Consider the following 16,412-nt stretch of genomic DNA (forward strand, 5'->3'; position numbering starts at 1 on the left):
TTGAGCGAGGAGTGGTTGAACGAGCATGGGGTGAAATTAGATGTGCCTCAGTTACTTGAGGCAACAAAACAACCCATCATTAAACGAACTGAAACGGAAAAAACAGCCGAACCACAATCTCAGCCCGTTAAGCATATCGTTCAAACCGATCTCGAAACGGGTATGCGAGAAACGTGGATGAAGATTGCCAAGCAGTATGGTTTAGCACCAAAAGCTTTGTTGGAACTTAATCCACAGTATGATGCAGATCCAATGTCACTCGCAGTCGGTCATGCACTACGAGTCAATCAACCAAGCGAAATAGAGAACGAAAAGCCAAAGGTGTACGCAGAGCCTCCGGCCAAGCCAGAAACCGTGAATCAACCGGCAAATGTCTTCTATAAATTCAGCGATCCTTATCTTGCCGGTACAGAGATTAAAGCGATTAATCATAAGCGGTTGATAGAAAAAGATATTCCGGTCCTCAATCTGAAAGAGGTTACGCTAGACAAAGTCTTTGCGAAATCCTGCCTACAACCAAAGGGGTGTATTGAGGCGGGAGTTGAGGAAGAGCCAATTCAAAACTTTGGCCCTTGGGCATTCTTTTTTGGACAATCGTATGCAAATCCCATGGTCATTCAAGCGACGCAAGCTCAAATGGCGATGGGCACAAGTGCGTCAGTGGCAGGACAATCAGCAACTGAACATGGCCACTCTTCCGTTATTGAGTTAGAAAATCTGGTGGGGACCTTAAAAGATAAATTAATTGACAGTTACCGCTGGAAAGTAGAAGGGATCAGCGCACTATTTGTTTTGCAACAATCTTTATTGGCTGATGGGACTCAATATAGTGACACAGAATTAAGGCAGCTTAGTACCGTTCAAAGTCGAATACGCGCTCAAATCACGCAACCAAATGAAGGTGAATACTATCCACATGTCAAAGCCTACCATGTGGATGATACGCGTATTCCGGTTAAATACGTCACAGAGGGCGATGAGAACCAGTATTCAGTCCAACTAGAAGATGAAGGCCCCATTATTTATTGGACACCGACAGGCAATGGTGACCCAAGTTGGCAGAGTACTCCAAGTCAAGATAATGGATTTGAGGTAGAAGATATCCTTGTCACCCCAATCCATTCTGACGAAACGACCACCACCGTCACGCCAATACCAGAAGAGAAAGATTGGCGTGATGCGATTTTGGTGTTTCCAGACAAATCGGGTATTGCACCGCTTTATGTGGTTTATCATCACAATCAACCGAGAAATGAGCTTGGGCAATTCGCGCCTACAGGTGAGCCTAAGCCTACGATGCAACGTCCATCTTTACGAACTGAAACAAAAAGGCAGATAGAAGCTAATGCATATAGAGACAGTAATGGTAACTTTACTGATGAGAAGGGTAACGTTTTTTCAGATTGGCACTACGGACATAAGCAGGGACTGGAAAATAGGAGAGTGATTAAGGCAGCAGAAGAGCTTGGCATGTCACAAGAAGAACTTAATGACTTTGTAAACTCACGGCCTGATTACTACCAAATCGAAGATGCAAAAACAAACTTAAGCCACGTTAATGAAAAGCCTGGTATAGATGATTTGAGAGGAATTAAGCGTCATATGAAAAAATTTTTAAAGAGTAGGAATTAATATATGAACATTGAGGAAGAATTGTTTGATGCTGTTCTAGATGGTGATATCAATTATGCTAAAAAGTTAATTGATCAAGGAGGGGACATCTCTGAGGTTACTATCTTGGAAAAATGGACTTATTTTCACCATATCTTTATGGATATTAAAGAGAAAGCCCCAATTCAGTCGATTCAATTCCTTCTTGACCAAGGACTGGATGTTAATGCTATCGATAGTTATGGGAATACACCGTTAATTTATGCGGTAAGACAAAGGAATGTTGATGGCATATCTTTGCTGCTGGAAAATGGTGCAGATAAGTTACTTGAGCATGAAAATAATCGTGGTGTTAGTGCTCTAAGAATGTGTTTTGATCGAAAACCGTGCGTTTATAATGTTTGTAAGATTCTACTGGAAGCAGGAGCTAATCCAGACAAAGATATTGAAGACGGTAAAACAGTCCGTCAAATGTTAGATGTTTTAGCTGATATTGAACCTAGTATCTATGAACTATTTAAACAATATTAGCTAGAGCATAAATAAGCCTATCGATAAGACGTAATTCCCGTATCTTACAAACGCTGGTAAATAAGCTCTGGATAAAGCAAATCAGATGAACCCGACAGTTGCTCTGCTGAGAATTGGTGTACTTGGTTAAGTACCTGTCTTAAAAACATAAAAAATCCGAATGCATAGACTACACTCGGATTTTGACACTTTGAATGGTTCGTTAAACCGATCATTTGAGTTTTAACTAATCGGCATTACGCACTATTGCTGGTTTTTTTGTTGCTTGCTTTTTGGAGACTAGAGCACCATTGCCGCAATCCAACCAAATACAATCAGTGGGATATTGTAGTGGATAAAGGTTGGTACCACAGTTTCCCAGATATGTTCGTGTTGACCATCAGCATTAAGACCAGATGTTGGGCCTAAGGTTGAATCAGAAGCCGGAGAGCCAGCGTCACCCAAAGCCGCAGCGGTACCAACAAGTGCGATAGTGGCCATCGGTGAGAAGCCGAAAGCCGCCGCGAGTGGTACGTAAATAGTGGCAAGAATTGGAATGGTTGAGAATGATGAGCCAATCCCCATTGTTACCAACAGACCAACAACAAGCATCAGTAGTGCTGCCATAGGTTTGTTATCACCAATACTGGTTGAAAGTGCTTCAACAAGAGATTCAACACCGCCTGTTTGTTTCATCACTGCGGCAAAACCTGCCGCTGCAATCATGATAAAGCCGATCATTGCCATCATGTGAACACCTTTAGTGAACACGTCATGGGTTTCTTTCCACGCAATCACACCGCCGAAAGTAAACACCATAAAGCCAGCAAGGCCACCAATAATCATAGAACCCGTTGAAAGCTGAACGCTAAGGGCGGCAACAATACCGACAGCGGCAACCAATACGTTTTTCTTATTGATCTCCTTTGGACCTTCTTCAACATGAGTCAGCTCAGTTTCTTTGTACTGACGAGGCTTGCGATAGCTAAAGAAAATCGCAGTAACAAGACCAAACACCATACCAGCGGCAGGAAGTAGCATAGCGACAGGCACTTGGCTTGCAACGACGCTTTCTAGGCCGTTTTCGTGCAAGTTTTTCAGCAGAATGTTGTTGAGGAAGATACCGCCAAAACCAATCGGCAGCACCATGTATGGTGTGACGAGACCAAACGTCAGCACACAAGCAATCATACGACGATCGAGGTTTAGCTTGGCAAACACGCCTAGTAGAGGTGGAATAAGAATTGGGATAAAGGCGATGTGAACAGGAATAATGTTTTGTGATGACATAGTCACCAAAACTAATGCAACCAGTACCGCGTACTTCAGGCCAGTTGACGCCGATGCGTTTTCTTTACCGTGAATACGTTTAATCACGCTATTTGCTAGCAGGTCTGTGATTCCAGAGCGAGAGATAGCAACAGCAAAAGTACCGAGCATTGCGTAGCTTAGAGCGATGGTAGCGCCACCACCTAGACCACTTTCAAATGCAGAGATAGCTTGATTCAGTTCCATACCTGAAACCAAGCCACCGACGATAGCACTGAATGTCAGTGCGACCACGACATTGACTCGCATCAGTGCTAAAGCAAGCATGACACATACAGAAATGACAACAGGGTTCATAATTTACTCGTAAGTTGTGTTTACATTTTTATTTTATTGTTTCGGCATCCGATGCAACGAGTGGCCAGCCACCAAGAGCTTTCCATTTATTGACAATGCCGCAAAAGAGCTCAGCCGTTTTTTGAGTATCGTATAGAGCTGAGTGGGCTTCTTTATTGTCAAATTCCATCCCAGCCGTTTTGCACGCTTTAGCCAAAACAGTCTGACCGTAGGCCAAACCACTTAGGGTTGCAGTATCAAAGGTCGCGAAGGGATGAAATGGGACACGCTTTAGCTTGCAGCGCTCACTCGCTTCCATCACGAAATTGTGATCGAAAGTTGCATTGTGAGCGACCATGATGGCGCGACTACAATCTGCAGCTTTTTGTTCCTTGCGCACAAGCTTGTAGATTTCCTTGAGAGCATGGTCTTCTGTCACAGCACCACGCAGCGGACTATACGGATCGCGAATCCCATTAAAGTCGAGCGCTTCTTTTTCAATGTTAGCGCCCTCAAAAGGTTCGACATGAAAATGAATGGTTGACGCGGGGACAAGATCGCCGTTTTCGTCCATCTTTAGAGTAACGGCGCAGATTTCCAGTAGGGCATCTGTTTTGGCGTTGAATCCCGCAGTCTCCACGTCAATAACGACGGGAAAGTAACCACGGAATCGTTTTTTTAGCGTCAATGCTTCGTTTTCTATAGTCATGTGTGCTTCGTATTATGTGACAGGGCAGGCATTATTGCAGATTCTTTCAGCAAGAAAAACCGTTAATGCTGATTGAAAAAGAAACATTGGAAATTTGTACTATACAAATGTGTTGGCTAGATTTTTGCATTGTATTTGTCGCGGGCGATCGAGCGGCAAAAGCCACCTCGCCAGAGTTCAGTTAAGAGAAGAAGTATTGTATGAAGAAGTTGTTTGCAACCAGTTTAGCCTTGTCCATGACAGCGTTTACTGCCCAAGCGTATGCATTGGATAAGCAGTATGTTGCAACGCCTCAGCAATCGACGTGGCAAATGGTTGCCAATACACCATTGGAATGTCGACTCGTACATCCTATCCCCAATTACGGTGATGCGGTGTTTTCTTCTTATGCCAGTAAGAAAATCAATCTCGACTTTGAGCTTAAGATGAAACGCCCTATGGGGCAAACTCGTGATGTTAGCCTTGTTTCTATGCCTCCAGCGTGGCGACCAGGAGAAGGTGCCGACCGGATAACCAACATCCGCTTTTTCCAACAGTTTGATGGCTATGTTGGCGGACAAACTGCGTGGAATATTCTGGGTGAGTTAGAGAAGGGGCGATACCCGACATTCAGTTATCAGGAATGGCGTAGCCGCGACGAAAGAATTGAGGTTGCACTCTCATCGGTGCTTTTCCAACGTTCTTACAATGTCTTTAGTGATTGTATTGCCAATTTACTGCCTTACAGCTTCGAAGATATCGCATTTACTATTCTTCACTATGACCGTACTAGCGTAGAACTAAATAAACAGTCACAGAAACGCTTGGCGCAAATTGCTGAATATATTAAGCACAACCAAGATATCGATTTAGTGCTCGTTTCAACCTATACCGATGCTGATGATAGTAAGAGTTCGAGCCAAAACTTATCGGAACGACGTGCAGAAGTGTTGCAAGAGTACTTTAAGTCGTTAGGCTTGCCGGAAGATCGTATCCGGGTTCAAGGTTATGGTAAACGTCGACCGATTGACGATAACTCATCGCCAATTGGCAAAGACAGAAACCGCCGTGTCGTTATATCCTTGGGTCGTACTCAGGTATAAACCGCTGAGTAACTCAATAGCTAAAAGCCAGCATATCGCTGGCTTTTTCATTGAGGGCACCAAATCAGTTTAATCTGAATTTGGCGATCAGATTACAATTGGTAGCAGTATCAATATCTTGCACCAATTTAGCGATGTTTGGATTAGGGTGCCTTTTCATAAATTCGATCAGGGCTTTCTTGCAGCATCCCATCGAGTCAATGAAAGCATCGCACTGGGTATTCGGGCATTGTGGGACAAGAGTCAGTACTTTTTCTGATGCAAGTTGAAGATACTTCAGTTCATATTTCTCGTCGCCAATATTGCGCCAAAACATCGCCATGTTATGGCACGATACCACTGAAATCATCAAACGATCTTCGACATCGACCTCGTCTTGCTCGCTAATACGCTCACTCAGAGTGAGCGCTTGTTGGTAATGAAGTATGCCACGTAGATGGTCATCATCACTCATGGCTAGATCAGCCAGCAAGGTATGCTTCTCCCATTCAGTAATGCCCATGTTATCAATCTCCTCGGTGCGAACAGTTAGAGATTAAGTGATAATCATTATCAAGTAAAGTCTAAAAATTAGGACAACGTGTTGCTGTCCTAATGCTTGATGTGATGCTGGGGCGTTTTAGCCTTCTAAACCCGCAGAGGCTTGCTTGTTTTGGATCAGCTCGATCATGTAACCGTCTGGGTCTTTAACAAATGCGATATGCGTTGTACCGCCTTTAACAGGGCCAGGTTCACGAGTCACATTGCCACCTGCGGCTTTGATCGCATCGCAAGTTGAGTAAATGTCGTCGACACCGATAGCAATGTGTCCAAACGCTGTTCCTAGGTCGTATTCCGTCGTTCCCCAGTTGTAGGTCAGCTCAATGACAGCGCCTTGAGATTCGTCACCAAAGCCAATGAAGGCTAGCGTGTATTCGTACTCTTTATTTTCATTAGTACGAAGTAGCTGCATGCCCATTACTTCAGTGTAAAACTTGATTGATTTATCTAAGTCACCAACACGAAGCATCGTGTGTAAGATGCGTCCATTTGACATTGTTATGCTCTCCTAGTTTTCTGGATATACTTTTTCTTTAAATTCACAAAGGTCTTCTATGATACAGCTGCCACAACGTGGTTTGCGTGCTACACAAGTGTAGCGACCATGGAGGATTAACCAATGGTGAACATCGAGTTTGAATTCTTTAGGCACAACTTTGAGTAGCTTCTCTTCCACTTGGTCAACGTTTTTCCCCATCGCGAGCTTGGTACGGTTAGCAACGCGGAAGATATGAGTGTCGACAGCAATTGTTGGCCAGCCAAACGCGGTATTGAGAACGACGTTAGCGGTCTTTCGTCCCACCCCTGGCAGTGCTTCTAACGCTTCTCTATTTTCAGGTACTTCGCCGCCGTGCTGTTCGATTAAGATCTTACAAGTCTTGATAACATTTTCGGCTTTGGAGTTGAACAGACCGATGGTCTTAATGTACTCCTTGACGCCATCAACACCGAGATCGAGCAGCCCTTGTGGCGTGTTTGCAACCGGATAGAGCTTGTCTGTGGCTTTGTTGACACTGACATCCGTTGCTTGTGCTGATAACAGAACGGCAATCAAAAGCTCAAAGGGTGTGCTCCAGTTGAGCTCTGTTTGAGGGTTAGGGTTATCTTCCCTCAAGCGTTCCAGTATTAGTATTCGTTTCTCTTTGTTCATTTGAGGCTGCTTTCCAGTGTTTTATTCCACGCGGTTAAATGAATGCGCGGTTTTTTTATTGGTTGGTTACGCGAGCTCGTTCAATCGTCTGTTTTTGTTGTTTTGGCTGACGAGCTTGGACTTGTTTGTCGATGACGTTTTTCGCTGCGATCAGTAGTCCCACGCCGATGAAGGCACCTGGTGGTAACAGCGCCAGTAGGAAGCTGTTATCGAAGTGGAAAATTTCTATGCGTAAAGATGTTGCCCATTCACCCAATAGCAAATCTGCACCATCAAATAGAGTGCCGTTACCGATGATCTCACGCATAGCACCCAATACCACGAGTACACTCGTCATGCCTAAGCCCATCCAAAAGCCATCTTGTGCAGAGGGTAGAACGTCGTTTTTCGACGCAAAAGCCTCAGCGCGACCAATGATGATACAGTTGGTCACAATCAAAGGGATGAAGATGCCAAGTGATAGGTATAAACCATAAGCATACGCGTTCATCAACAACTGCACGCAAGTCACCAATGCGGCAATGATCATCACAAATACCGGAATACGTACCTCTTTAGGTACGTAATCACGAACTAATGATACGGTAACGTTTGAGCCAACCAGTACCAATAGCGTTGCGATTCCGAGTCCAAGTGCGTTGGTCACGGTAGAAGAGACCGCCAACAGTGGGCACAGGCCAAGAAGTTGAACTAATGCAGGGTTGTTATCCCACATGCCGTTCTTAATCAGTGTTTTATGATCACTCATTGTTGCCTCCACATGTTAGTGGTTGAGCCAGTATTTGATCTCGGTGAGTATTGACGTACTCAGCCGTCTTTTTGACCGCTTTCACAACGGCTCGTGGTGTAATGGTTGCACCGGTAAATTGATCAAATTGACCGCCATCTTTGCGAACTTTCCAATCGGCTTGATTACTATCAGTCAAAGATTTACCCGCAAACCCTAAAATCCAGTCGCTGATGCGCAGATCAATTTTATCGCCAAGCCCAGGTGTTTCTTGATGGCTAAGAACACGAGTGCCCGAAATCGTACCATCCTGTTTGATACCGACGATGATCTTAATCGCTCCGTTATAGCCATCGGGGGCGATAGCTTCAATTGCCATAGCGGAAGGTTGACCATTCAGTGTCGCCATGTATACAGGCATGTCAGCATCAGTACCCAGAAGTGGGCTATTGACCAGCGTACAGGCCTTATAGAGCTCATTATCGTGCAGGTCGTGAGGGATCACCTGATTGAGTACTGATAGCAATTGTTTCTGTTGCTGCAAGTTTATCTGATCTTTAGTCAGATAGTTTGTCAGTGCCACCACACCTGTAGAAGCGCAGGCAAAAATAGCCAGTACGGCACCATTTTTTCGAATAGCGTTTAACATGACGTAACCTTAATGCCCATAAGTTCTTGGTTTGGTGTAGTAATCGATCAGAGGCACACACATGTTGCCAAGCAGTACTGCGAACGCCACACCATCAGGGAATCCACCCCAACTACGAATAATAAACACCATAGCACCGATAAAAGCACCGAAGATGAGACGCCCCTTAACGGTTGTTGACGCTGAAACGGGATCGGTCGCGATAAAGAAGGCACCGACCATGGTTGCACCAGATAACAGATGTACGATAGGCGAAGCGGTTGTGCCAGGCATAAACAACGCAAATAGGCTGCTGATTAGTGTTAAACCGACCAGAAAACCGACTGGGATGTGCCAATTAATGACTCTGAGTTTAATTAGCAGTAGTCCACCAGCGAGATAGGCGAGGTTAACCCACTCCCAACCAATGCCAGCAAGACCACTAAATTGAGGCTGACTCAAAGCTTCGCTGCTCGTGTGACCAGCTAAAAGCGAAGTTTTAAAGGCATCAAGTGGCGTCGCCATGGTAATACCATCAATGCCACTGCGAATTTGTTGTAGTGACAGCCCTTCTAAATTTAGGCCTGTAAAAATCAGCGATAATGCATCACCACCGGAGATCGGTGTGGCTTGTAACTCGGCTGGAGAGATCCAACTGGTCATCTGCACTGGGAATGAAATCAGCAGTACAACGTAAGCAACCATCGCTGGGTTAAACAGATTTTGACCGATGCCACCGTACAAATGTTTTGCAATGATGATGGCAAAGATAAGGCCAATAGTGATCACCCACCAAGGAGACAACGGTGGAATCGCGATGGCTAGTAGCCAAGCCGTGACTAGCGCACTGTTGTCTCTCAAGGCAGACATAGGATGGCGTTTTCGAGCGACCATCACCAAGGCTTCTAGCGATAAACCAATCACAATTGCCATCATCAATTGGATGATGGTTCCCCAACCAAAGAAGTACGTTTGGGCAGCCAAACCGGGCAGGGCGCAAAGCGCGACCCATTTCATAAGATCAGGAGTGCTTCTACGACTGTGCGCATGGGGTGAGCTGGCAATAAAAAAGGCCACTACTCTTTCTCCTCAAATTGTTTTTGTTGTTCTTGTTGTGCTTTACGAGCTTTAGCTCGGGCAATAGCCGCGGCAACCGCTGCCTTCTTAGGATCTTGCTCGGTCGTCGTGCTTTCCTGAGATGGTTCTGGTGTCGTTTCAGATGGCAGCTCAGTCTCAGCATTGTTTTGCTGTGCCTTACGCGCTTTAGCTCGAGCGATAGCGGCCGCAACGGCGGCTTTCTTCGCATCACCCGCATCGGCAGATTCATCTTGTGCAGGCTTGTCAGCTTCGACATTGTCTTGCTGCGCCTTACGCGCTTTAGCACGAGCGATAGCGGCCGCAACGGCGGCTTTCTTCGCATCACCCGCATCGGCAGATTCATCTGGTGCAGGCTTGTCAGCTTCGACATTGTCTTGCTGTGCCTTACGCGCTTTAGCTCGAGCGATAGCGGCCGCAACGGCGGCTTTCTTCGCATCACCCGCATCGGTAGATTCATCTTGTGCAGGCTTGTCAGCTTCGCCATTGTCTTGCTGCGCCTTACGCGCTTTAGCTCGAGCGATAGCGGCCGCAACGGCGGCTTTCTTCGCATCACCCGCATCAGCAGATTCATCTGGTGCAGGCTTGTCAGCTTCGACATTGTCTTGCTGTGCCTTACGTGCTTTAGCACGAGCGATAGCGGCCGCAACGGCGGCTTTCTTCGCATCACCCGCATCGGCAGATTCATCTGGTGCAGGCTTGTCAGCTTCGACATTGTCTTGCTGCGCCTTACGCGCTTTAGCACGAGCGATAGCCGCAGCAACCGCGTCTTTTTTATCGCTCACAGGCGTGTCATTCGACGAAGATTCGGCTTGCTCTGCCTTACGAGCTTTCGCTCTTGCGATCGCCGCAGCAACGGCATCCTTTTTATCTTCTGATGCGCCTTCCACGTGCTGTGATTTTTCGGCTTTGCGTTCACGGGCTTGACGTTTACGCTCTTCACGCAGTTTTGCCATTTCGCTGTTGTCAGGCTCAGATTTACCTTGTTGTTGGGCGGCCGCTTGCTTAGCTTTCGCTTTGGCAATGGCAGCAGCCACAGCAGGTTTGACCGCTTGACCTTCTTCAGCGTTAGCAGATTTCTGAGCTTTTACGCGAGCAATGGCAGCCGCAATGGCATCATCTTCGCCGCTGTTTTTCATCTCTTTACGACGATCTTCAGCCGCTTTCTTAAAGCGATTTTCACGTTGAGCTTTGTCTCTTTCAAGACGAGCCTTCTTCTCTTCAAAGCGAATTCTGGCGCGTTCGGCCGCTTCAGATTCTTCTTTGCGAGTACGAATTTCGGCTTTAGCTTGGCGGTAATATTGAACCAGAGGTATTTCACTTGGGCAGACAAAAGCACAAGCACCACATTCAATACAATCCTTAATATTTTGCTCTTCACACTTGTCGTACTCTTCCGCCTTGGCGTGCCAGACCAATTGCTGAGGAAGAAGTGAGGCAGGACAAGCTTCCGCACACTGACCACAACGAATACACGCCATCTCATATTGATTTGGCGAAATTTCTTTGCGTGTTGGTGCCAGAATACAGTTCGATGTCTTAGTGATAGGAACCTGTGCGTGAGGCAAGGTAAAGCCCATCATCGGTCCACCCATGATCAAACGCGGCAGCTTCTTATCAGCTTTGTAGCCAAATTCATCTAACAAAGCCTGAACTGGGGTTCCGATCAAAGCCCAGACGTTTCTTGGCTGCTTGAAGGTATCACCAGTTAACGTCACGACACGCTCAACCAATGCTTCACCATCACACACGGCTCGTTTGATTGCCTGAAGTGAACCTACGTTCTGTACCAAGATGCCGATATCTGCTGGGATACCGCCATTAGGAACTTCTTTGTTGGTCAGAATCTTGATTAACTGTTTTTCACCACCAGAAGGGTATTTGGTCGGAATAACACGGATGACAATATCTTTATCTTCGGCGGCTTGCTGAAGGGCCGCAACTGCTTGAGGTTTATTATCCTCAATCCCGATCACGGTCAGTTTCGGTTTTAGAATATGTTCAACAATTTCAATGCCTTTGATGATTTCATCTGCATGCTCACGCATCAGTACATCATCGGCGGTAATGTAAGGTTCACATTCAGCGGCATTGATGATTAAGATTTCAGTACGAGCAAGTCCAGATTGAATTTTCTTAGCCGTCGGGAAACCTGCGCCACCCATGCCAGAAACACCCGCCTGACGGATCTTTTCAATCAGTTCATCTGGCGTTCGCTGAGCGAAATCAGGCCAAGCCTCGCGTTCTTGCCACTGGTCTGTGAAGTCCGGCTCGATAACGATACAAACTTCGCTTAAACCCGAAGGATGCGCGGTGGTTCGTGGTTCAATCGCCACCACAGTACCTGAGGTTGGCGCGTGAACAGGCAACATAAAGCTGGAGTCATACTTGGTGAGTGGCTGGCCTTTGAGAACCTTAGCTCCAACCTCAACTGCAAGGTTGCCCGGCTTACCTATGTGCTGTTTGATAGGCAGGATAATTTGTGCCGGAACGGATGCGCGACTCAGCGGCAGCGAGACAGATTGAGCTTTGTTTTCCGCTGGGTGTACGCCACCAGGGAAGCTCCAAAGTGCACCTGATTTGATTTTTTCGATTAGTGACAACATGCCAGTCCTTAATTCACACTTTTCTGCGCCGGCGCAGAATCGGTAATATCAACAACAGGAATGGCGTCCATCTGCCACTTCCAGCTCGCTGTAGTCGTTTCTACAGGGATCATTTCAATACAGTCAGTTGGGCACGGTGCGACACAAAGGTCACAGCCAGTACATTCATCCTTAATGACTGTGTGCAGCGCTTTTGTGCCGCCGACAATAGCGTCAACAGGGCACGCTTGAATACACTTAGTACAGCCGATACACATATCTTCATGGATAAAGGCGACGGTTTTTACCGCATTCTCAAGATCATGAGCAGAGTCTGTCGCTTCCACTCCCATTAGATCAGCCAGTTTTTCTATTGTCGCTTGGCCGCCTGGAGGACATTTGTTGATGTCATCACCATTGGCGATGGCTTCTGCGTAAGGGCGACAACCAGGGTAACCACACTGACCACACTGGGTTTGAGGGAGAATGCTATCTATTTGATCGACAATAGGATCGGCTTCTACTTTGAAGCGAATCGAAGCAAAACCAAGCACGGCACCAAATACCGCCGCCAGCACAGCAATGGCTATAATCGCGATTAATATTGAGCTCATTACAACTTCACCAAACCTGTAAAGCCCATGAAGGCAAGCGACATCAGTCCTGCGGTAATCATTGCGATCGAGGCACCTTTGAAAGGCATAGGTACATCGGCCGCTGCAATTCGTTCACGCATAGAGGCAAACAAAATCAGAACCAGTGAGAAACCAACCGCAGCACCAAAGCCGTAAATGATCGATTCAATAAAGTTGTGGTTTTCATTGATGTTTAACAGAGCGACACCTAACACCGCACAGTTGGTGGTGATCAGGGGTAAAAAGATACCAAGCAGGCGATAAAGTGTTGGGCTGGTTTTGTGCACTACCATCTCAGTGAACTGCACAACGACTGCAATAACCAGAATGAAACTCATGGTTCTTAGGTATTGCAGATTGAGCGGGTCAAGGATGTAGCTCTCCACGAGATACGCACACACTGACGCTAAGGTTAAAACGAACGTAGTCGCTAACCCCATTCCAATTGCTGTTTCTAGCTTTTTCGACACGCCCATGAATGGACATAAACCCAGAAACTTCACCAGTACAAAGTTGTTGACCAGCACAGTGCCAACCAACAACAAAAGATATTCGGTCATAATTATATAGTGTTGAAATTCCGATCCCGACATTATCCTGCTTTGCTTGTCCAATAACAACCAACGAAAGATAAGGTTTTCTATTGTTGAGTAAAAATTATACGGGATATTGAATCATTTGTGGGTAAATTGCTGGCGTAAAGGCAAAAAATCGAGTTTACAGAGTGATTAGGGGTGGAAGTGGCGATAGATCGATCAGAGGTTGATGAGGGTTATCGCCAAATAAAAATAGCGTTTGTCTCTCATCCTTGGTCAGTTCTTGTACTTCAATCAGCTCGATCAAAGCGTAAAAACGGCTTACATACTGAACGGTTTCGGCAGGGAGCGTTAGTTTAGAAAACTCTCTGCTTTGTGCCCGTTTTATTGCGCGTGCGACTCGTCCCTCTCCCGCGTTATAGGCAGCGATGGTTAAGGCAAGATCGTCAAATTTGTTATGTAGAAATCGAAGATACTGAATGGCCGCATCGGTACTTGCCTCTAAGTCGAAACGTTGGTCGTTTTGTTGACTGACTTCTAGCCCAAATCGTTGCGCGGTAGCGGGAATAAGTTGCCATAATCCGGCCGCATTAGCATGAGAAATGGCCTTTGGATTAAAGGAGGATTCCAGCATTGGCAGCAAGACCAACAGAGTAGGTAACTCATGGTTTTTCAACTGTTGCGATATCGTTTTGATCAGTGATCGGTTAGCGTTGAGTCGGGCTTGAATCTGCGCTTGATAGGGTAAAAGTACCGCTGTTTCATTAGCGACCTGAGCGGGTAAAGGGGCGGCGTGAGTGACTGAAGCCCACCATGATAGCGCAAGGAGCAAGAAAACGATGCGGTTGAGTCCGCAATCGGATAACGCTGAAATTTTATTCAATCCTTTCCGCATAGGTGTGTGAAGCGGGGCGTTTGAGTTGACTAATCAGCTCATGAAAACTCGCTGAGCTTGCCCCGTTTTCATGATTATATTGCTGGCATTGATCGACCAATGACTGCAAGGTTAACCACTGCTGGTTAATCTGTTTTGCCAGTTGAGCGGGCAGAACCTTAAACAGCCGTTCAACACCTTGTTGATCGGCGGTCAGACCAAGTGTTTTCATGGCCTGACTCCGTATATTTGCATGATGCTCTAACTGTTTAAGCAGTGGCGCTTGCTGATCAATGTTGTGTTGCAAGCTGGTCGCATCGAAGGTCAGATACACATGTTTTTGTGCCTGAAGAAGAACGGCTAACTGACGATAGAGACGAATATCCTCACCAAGGGTACGAAGAAAACCTTGAATAACTTGAGAGGTATTTGTTGCCATCATCTATTCCTCGTGATGTTTATTCGTGACCAGTGTGGAATTGTAAAACGGCTTGAGATAAAGCTTTGGTATTTAGCGTTAACTCACCTTTAGCGAGAGCATTACGTACCATCTCAACTTTGGCGATATCAACATCAGGCAAGCTTGCTAGTTGTGCTTGTGCCTTGTCGAGCGCTGCGGTATTCACGTTAACCACCGCATCATGATTCACTGAAATCGTTGATGTTTCAGCGGTTTTTTTTGCAGATTGGTTCAAGCTGGTTTGTGGGACATGGCCGCCTGCCACTTTATCGATTTTCATGCTGTAAGTCCTAAATCATCTTGGTTACAGGTTTAATGCGACCAGTGCGCAGCAAAATTAAATTTAATTAGAAACTTTTTATAACTACCTGAATTAGGAACCTATTTACGAGTAACAGATCTCTAAAATGATAACCTCAGTCCAAATTTAGAATTGAGTCTCGACCTGATTTATCCCTGTCACCACCGCTTTAATCTCTTTACCCGATGAACTGTTACGAACATCGATTTGTTGCCCATACGCCCCTTGTTCAAGTGCGACACCTTTGGTGCTGGCACTAAATCCATCCTTAGTCGCAGTGATCACGACTTGGTTGCCTTTTTCCACCAACGCGGGAGATTGCAGCTTTCGACCATCGACGATTTGCCCTGAACGGATACGTCGCGTTGCGATTTTAGAGTTGACCTGATCGAGTTGGGTATAGAAATCCTGCTCACGATTTAAGGTACGTTGCTCAAGTGCGAGCTGCGAGGATGTGATTGACTCATCACGGTTGATGGCCGTTTTTGCCACCACAACATTCAGTGTTAGTGCCGACTTAATTGTTACGTTAATTCGCCAATCGACGGTCGCTGATTGGCAACTGACGGAACGTTTCAAGTTGCCTATTGGTAGGATGTTACTGTCACCCGCCTCAATGATTAACGCATTGGGGCAAGTCGGTAAATGATTGACGGCACTGGGTACGCGGATATCCGTGGCCAGATGGTAGTTTTGCCACTGTTTCTGTTCTGCTATCAAGGAAATTTGATGTAGAAACTGTTCGCTAACTGCACGCTTTAGCGCTTGTTCCGTCATCAAATCTTCTGCGCCGCTGACTTTAGGTGCAATCAAAATAAGCGTCGCCATCAAGGTGGTGGCGTAAGGGGAAGTAAATCTGTTCCTCATCCATTTCGTCACTTCCGTAAAGCGGAAGTTGGATTTCCTTTCTTTTTTATAAATCATTGATTTTATTTGTTTATTTTTATGGCATGCATCTTGTTTTATTCCTTCTCGTTCGAGCCGACTGTAAGGAAAAATGCATGGCTATCTCGTTTGAAAATGCGTTAGGAGTTCATCCTGACGCGCTGAATTTTCGGGTTCAGCGTACCAAAGTCCTTGCTAGTAACCTAGCAAATGTTGACACCCCTGGGTATCTGGCTAAGGACCTCAGTTTTACTACGGTTATGAATCAAATCTCGCCTCAAGGTGTACACAAACCTGTGCCCCAATTGCAGATTTCTTCGCAGTATTCGATTCCTTATCAAAACAGCAAAGATGGCAACACCGTTGAGCTTGGCGTTGAACAAGGAAAATTCACCCAAAACAACATGGACTTTCAGACCAGCCTGACTTTTCTCAACATGAAATTTAAAGGTTTGGCGAAAGTGATTGAGGGACGTTAA

Annotated in this window: 19 protein-coding genes; 4 read left to right on the forward strand and 15 right to left on the reverse strand. The window is 46.0% G+C overall.

Features of this window, described 5'->3' with window-relative positions; translation table 11 throughout:
* Both ACQEXP_RS19920 and ACQEXP_RS19925 read left to right on the forward strand, forming a co-directional pair.
* A partial coding sequence (locus ACQEXP_RS19920) for an S-type pyocin domain-containing protein (RefSeq protein WP_426971346.1) occupies positions 1-1,632 on the forward strand: 1,632 nt, incomplete at its 5' end.
* A 3-nt stretch (positions 1,633-1,635) separates the two neighbouring features.
* Positions 1,636-2,142, forward strand: a complete 507-nt coding sequence (locus ACQEXP_RS19925) for an ankyrin repeat domain-containing protein (RefSeq protein ID WP_426971347.1) — start codon at positions 1,636-1,638, stop codon at positions 2,140-2,142.
* Positions 2,143-2,421: 279 nt separating this feature from the next.
* Here ACQEXP_RS19925 and ACQEXP_RS19930 read toward each other — a convergent pair whose 3' ends face one another.
* Positions 2,422-3,747: a Na+/H+ antiporter family protein gene (locus tag ACQEXP_RS19930; protein ID WP_426953231.1), complete on the reverse strand. Its 1,326-nt coding sequence runs from the start codon at positions 3,745-3,747 to the stop codon at positions 2,422-2,424.
* Positions 3,748-3,775: 28 nt separating this feature from the next.
* A complete protein-coding gene (rnt, locus tag ACQEXP_RS19935) occupies positions 3,776-4,435 on the reverse strand; it encodes a ribonuclease T (protein ID WP_269376202.1) in 660 nt (219 codons plus the stop codon).
* 236 nt (positions 4,436-4,671) lie between these two features.
* Between rnt and motY the strand changes: the two genes are divergently transcribed.
* Positions 4,672-5,517: a flagellar protein MotY gene (gene motY, locus ACQEXP_RS19940; protein WP_269376241.1), complete on the forward strand. Its 846-nt coding sequence runs from the start codon at positions 4,672-4,674 to the stop codon at positions 5,515-5,517.
* 64 nt (positions 5,518-5,581) lie between these two features.
* On the opposite strand, the gene ACQEXP_RS19945 is transcribed toward motY, so the two are convergent.
* From ACQEXP_RS19945 to flgA, 13 genes are all read right to left on the reverse strand, one after another.
* Complete coding sequence (locus ACQEXP_RS19945; protein WP_426971348.1) at positions 5,582-6,019, reverse strand: DUF2753 domain-containing protein; 438 nt, start codon at positions 6,017-6,019, stop codon at positions 5,582-5,584.
* A 117-nt stretch (positions 6,020-6,136) separates the two neighbouring features.
* On the reverse strand, positions 6,137-6,553 hold the full coding sequence (gene gloA / locus ACQEXP_RS19950) for a lactoylglutathione lyase (RefSeq protein ID WP_269376200.1): 417 nt from the start codon (positions 6,551-6,553) through the stop codon (positions 6,137-6,139).
* A 12-nt stretch (positions 6,554-6,565) separates the two neighbouring features.
* Entirely contained in the window at positions 6,566-7,207 is a 642-nt protein-coding gene (gene nth / locus ACQEXP_RS19955) for an endonuclease III (RefSeq protein ID WP_269376199.1), read from the reverse strand.
* Between the two features lie 55 nt (positions 7,208-7,262).
* Positions 7,263-7,955, reverse strand: a complete 693-nt coding sequence (locus ACQEXP_RS19960; protein WP_138973628.1) for an electron transport complex subunit E — start codon at positions 7,953-7,955, stop codon at positions 7,263-7,265.
* Entirely contained in the window at positions 7,948-8,583 is a 636-nt protein-coding gene (gene rsxG / locus ACQEXP_RS19965; RefSeq protein ID WP_269376197.1) for an electron transport complex subunit RsxG, read from the reverse strand. Before rsxG ends, ACQEXP_RS19960 begins: the two co-directional genes overlap by 8 nt.
* Before the next feature lie 9 nt (positions 8,584-8,592).
* Positions 8,593-9,639 carry an electron transport complex subunit RsxD gene (gene rsxD, locus ACQEXP_RS19970; protein ID WP_426971349.1) on the reverse strand — a complete coding sequence of 349 codons (1,047 nt, stop codon included), beginning with the start codon at positions 9,637-9,639 and terminating at the stop codon, positions 8,593-8,595.
* Complete coding sequence (gene rsxC, locus ACQEXP_RS19975) at positions 9,639-12,263, reverse strand: electron transport complex subunit RsxC (RefSeq protein ID WP_426971350.1); 2,625 nt, start codon at positions 12,261-12,263, stop codon at positions 9,639-9,641. Before rsxC ends, rsxD begins: the two co-directional genes overlap by 1 nt.
* Before the next feature lie 8 nt (positions 12,264-12,271).
* Positions 12,272-12,856, reverse strand: a complete 585-nt coding sequence (gene rsxB / locus ACQEXP_RS19980) for an electron transport complex subunit RsxB (protein ID WP_138973624.1) — start codon at positions 12,854-12,856, stop codon at positions 12,272-12,274.
* Positions 12,856-13,437, reverse strand: a complete 582-nt coding sequence (rsxA, locus tag ACQEXP_RS19985; RefSeq protein ID WP_006878603.1) for an electron transport complex subunit RsxA — start codon at positions 13,435-13,437, stop codon at positions 12,856-12,858. The genes rsxB and rsxA overlap by 1 nt, the downstream gene beginning before the upstream one ends.
* Before the next feature lie 157 nt (positions 13,438-13,594).
* Positions 13,595-14,296: a lytic transglycosylase domain-containing protein gene (locus tag ACQEXP_RS19990; protein ID WP_426971351.1), complete on the reverse strand. Its 702-nt coding sequence runs from the start codon at positions 14,294-14,296 to the stop codon at positions 13,595-13,597.
* Positions 14,289-14,729, reverse strand: coding sequence for a flagellar export chaperone FlgN (flgN, locus tag ACQEXP_RS19995; protein ID WP_426971352.1), 441 nt, complete (start codon positions 14,727-14,729; stop codon positions 14,289-14,291). The genes ACQEXP_RS19990 and flgN overlap by 8 nt, the downstream gene beginning before the upstream one ends.
* Positions 14,730-14,745: 16 nt before the next feature.
* Complete coding sequence (flgM, locus tag ACQEXP_RS20000) at positions 14,746-15,027, reverse strand: flagellar biosynthesis anti-sigma factor FlgM (RefSeq protein WP_269376194.1); 282 nt, start codon at positions 15,025-15,027, stop codon at positions 14,746-14,748.
* A 147-nt stretch (positions 15,028-15,174) separates the two neighbouring features.
* Positions 15,175-15,972 (reverse strand): flagellar basal body P-ring formation chaperone FlgA, encoded by a 798-nt coding sequence (flgA, locus tag ACQEXP_RS20005; protein WP_426971353.1) that lies wholly within the window; start codon positions 15,970-15,972, stop codon positions 15,175-15,177.
* Between the two features lie 77 nt (positions 15,973-16,049).
* Between flgA and flgB the strand changes: the two genes are divergently transcribed.
* Complete coding sequence (gene flgB, locus ACQEXP_RS20010; RefSeq protein ID WP_269376192.1) at positions 16,050-16,412, forward strand: flagellar basal body rod protein FlgB; 363 nt, start codon at positions 16,050-16,052, stop codon at positions 16,410-16,412.

The organism is Vibrio sp. TRT 1302 (genome assembly GCF_050113875.1).
In the GTDB taxonomy this organism is placed as follows: Bacteria; Pseudomonadota; Gammaproteobacteria; order Enterobacterales; family Vibrionaceae; genus Vibrio.

What these genes read in the sequence shown, in the direction of transcription:
- ACQEXP_RS19930 (WP_426953231.1), bottom strand. Translation starts at nt 3,747, where the DNA reads ATGAACCCTGTTGTCATTTCTGTATGTGTCATGCTTGCTTTAGCACTG.
- flgN (WP_426971352.1), bottom strand. Translation starts at nt 14,729, where the DNA reads ATGATGGCAACAAATACCTCTCAAGTTATTCAAGGTTTTCTTCGTACC.
- gloA (WP_269376200.1), bottom strand. Translation starts at nt 6,553, where the DNA reads ATGTCAAATGGACGCATCTTACACACGATGCTTCGTGTTGGTGACTTA.
- rnt (WP_269376202.1), bottom strand. Translation starts at nt 4,435, where the DNA reads ATGACTATAGAAAACGAAGCATTGACGCTAAAAAAACGATTCCGTGGT.
- nth (WP_269376199.1), bottom strand. Translation starts at nt 7,207, where the DNA reads ATGAACAAAGAGAAACGAATACTAATACTGGAACGCTTGAGGGAAGAT.
- ACQEXP_RS19945 (WP_426971348.1), bottom strand. Translation starts at nt 6,019, where the DNA reads ATGGGCATTACTGAATGGGAGAAGCATACCTTGCTGGCTGATCTAGCC.
- rsxG (WP_269376197.1), bottom strand. Translation starts at nt 8,583, where the DNA reads ATGTTAAACGCTATTCGAAAAAATGGTGCCGTACTGGCTATTTTTGCC.
- ACQEXP_RS19925 (WP_426971347.1), top strand. Translation starts at nt 1,636, where the DNA reads ATGAACATTGAGGAAGAATTGTTTGATGCTGTTCTAGATGGTGATATC.
- flgA (WP_426971353.1), bottom strand. Translation starts at nt 15,972, where the DNA reads ATGATTTATAAAAAAGAAAGGAAATCCAACTTCCGCTTTACGGAAGTG.
- flgB (WP_269376192.1), top strand. Translation starts at nt 16,050, where the DNA reads ATGGCTATCTCGTTTGAAAATGCGTTAGGAGTTCATCCTGACGCGCTG.
- rsxA (WP_006878603.1), bottom strand. Translation starts at nt 13,437, where the DNA reads ATGACCGAATATCTTTTGTTGTTGGTTGGCACTGTGCTGGTCAACAAC.
- flgM (WP_269376194.1), bottom strand. Translation starts at nt 15,027, where the DNA reads ATGAAAATCGATAAAGTGGCAGGCGGCCATGTCCCACAAACCAGCTTG.
- rsxB (WP_138973624.1), bottom strand. Translation starts at nt 12,856, where the DNA reads ATGAGCTCAATATTAATCGCGATTATAGCCATTGCTGTGCTGGCGGCG.
- rsxC (WP_426971350.1), bottom strand. Translation starts at nt 12,263, where the DNA reads ATGTTGTCACTAATCGAAAAAATCAAATCAGGTGCACTTTGGAGCTTC.
- ACQEXP_RS19960 (WP_138973628.1), bottom strand. Translation starts at nt 7,955, where the DNA reads ATGAGTGATCATAAAACACTGATTAAGAACGGCATGTGGGATAACAAC.
- motY (WP_269376241.1), top strand. Translation starts at nt 4,672, where the DNA reads ATGACAGCGTTTACTGCCCAAGCGTATGCATTGGATAAGCAGTATGTT.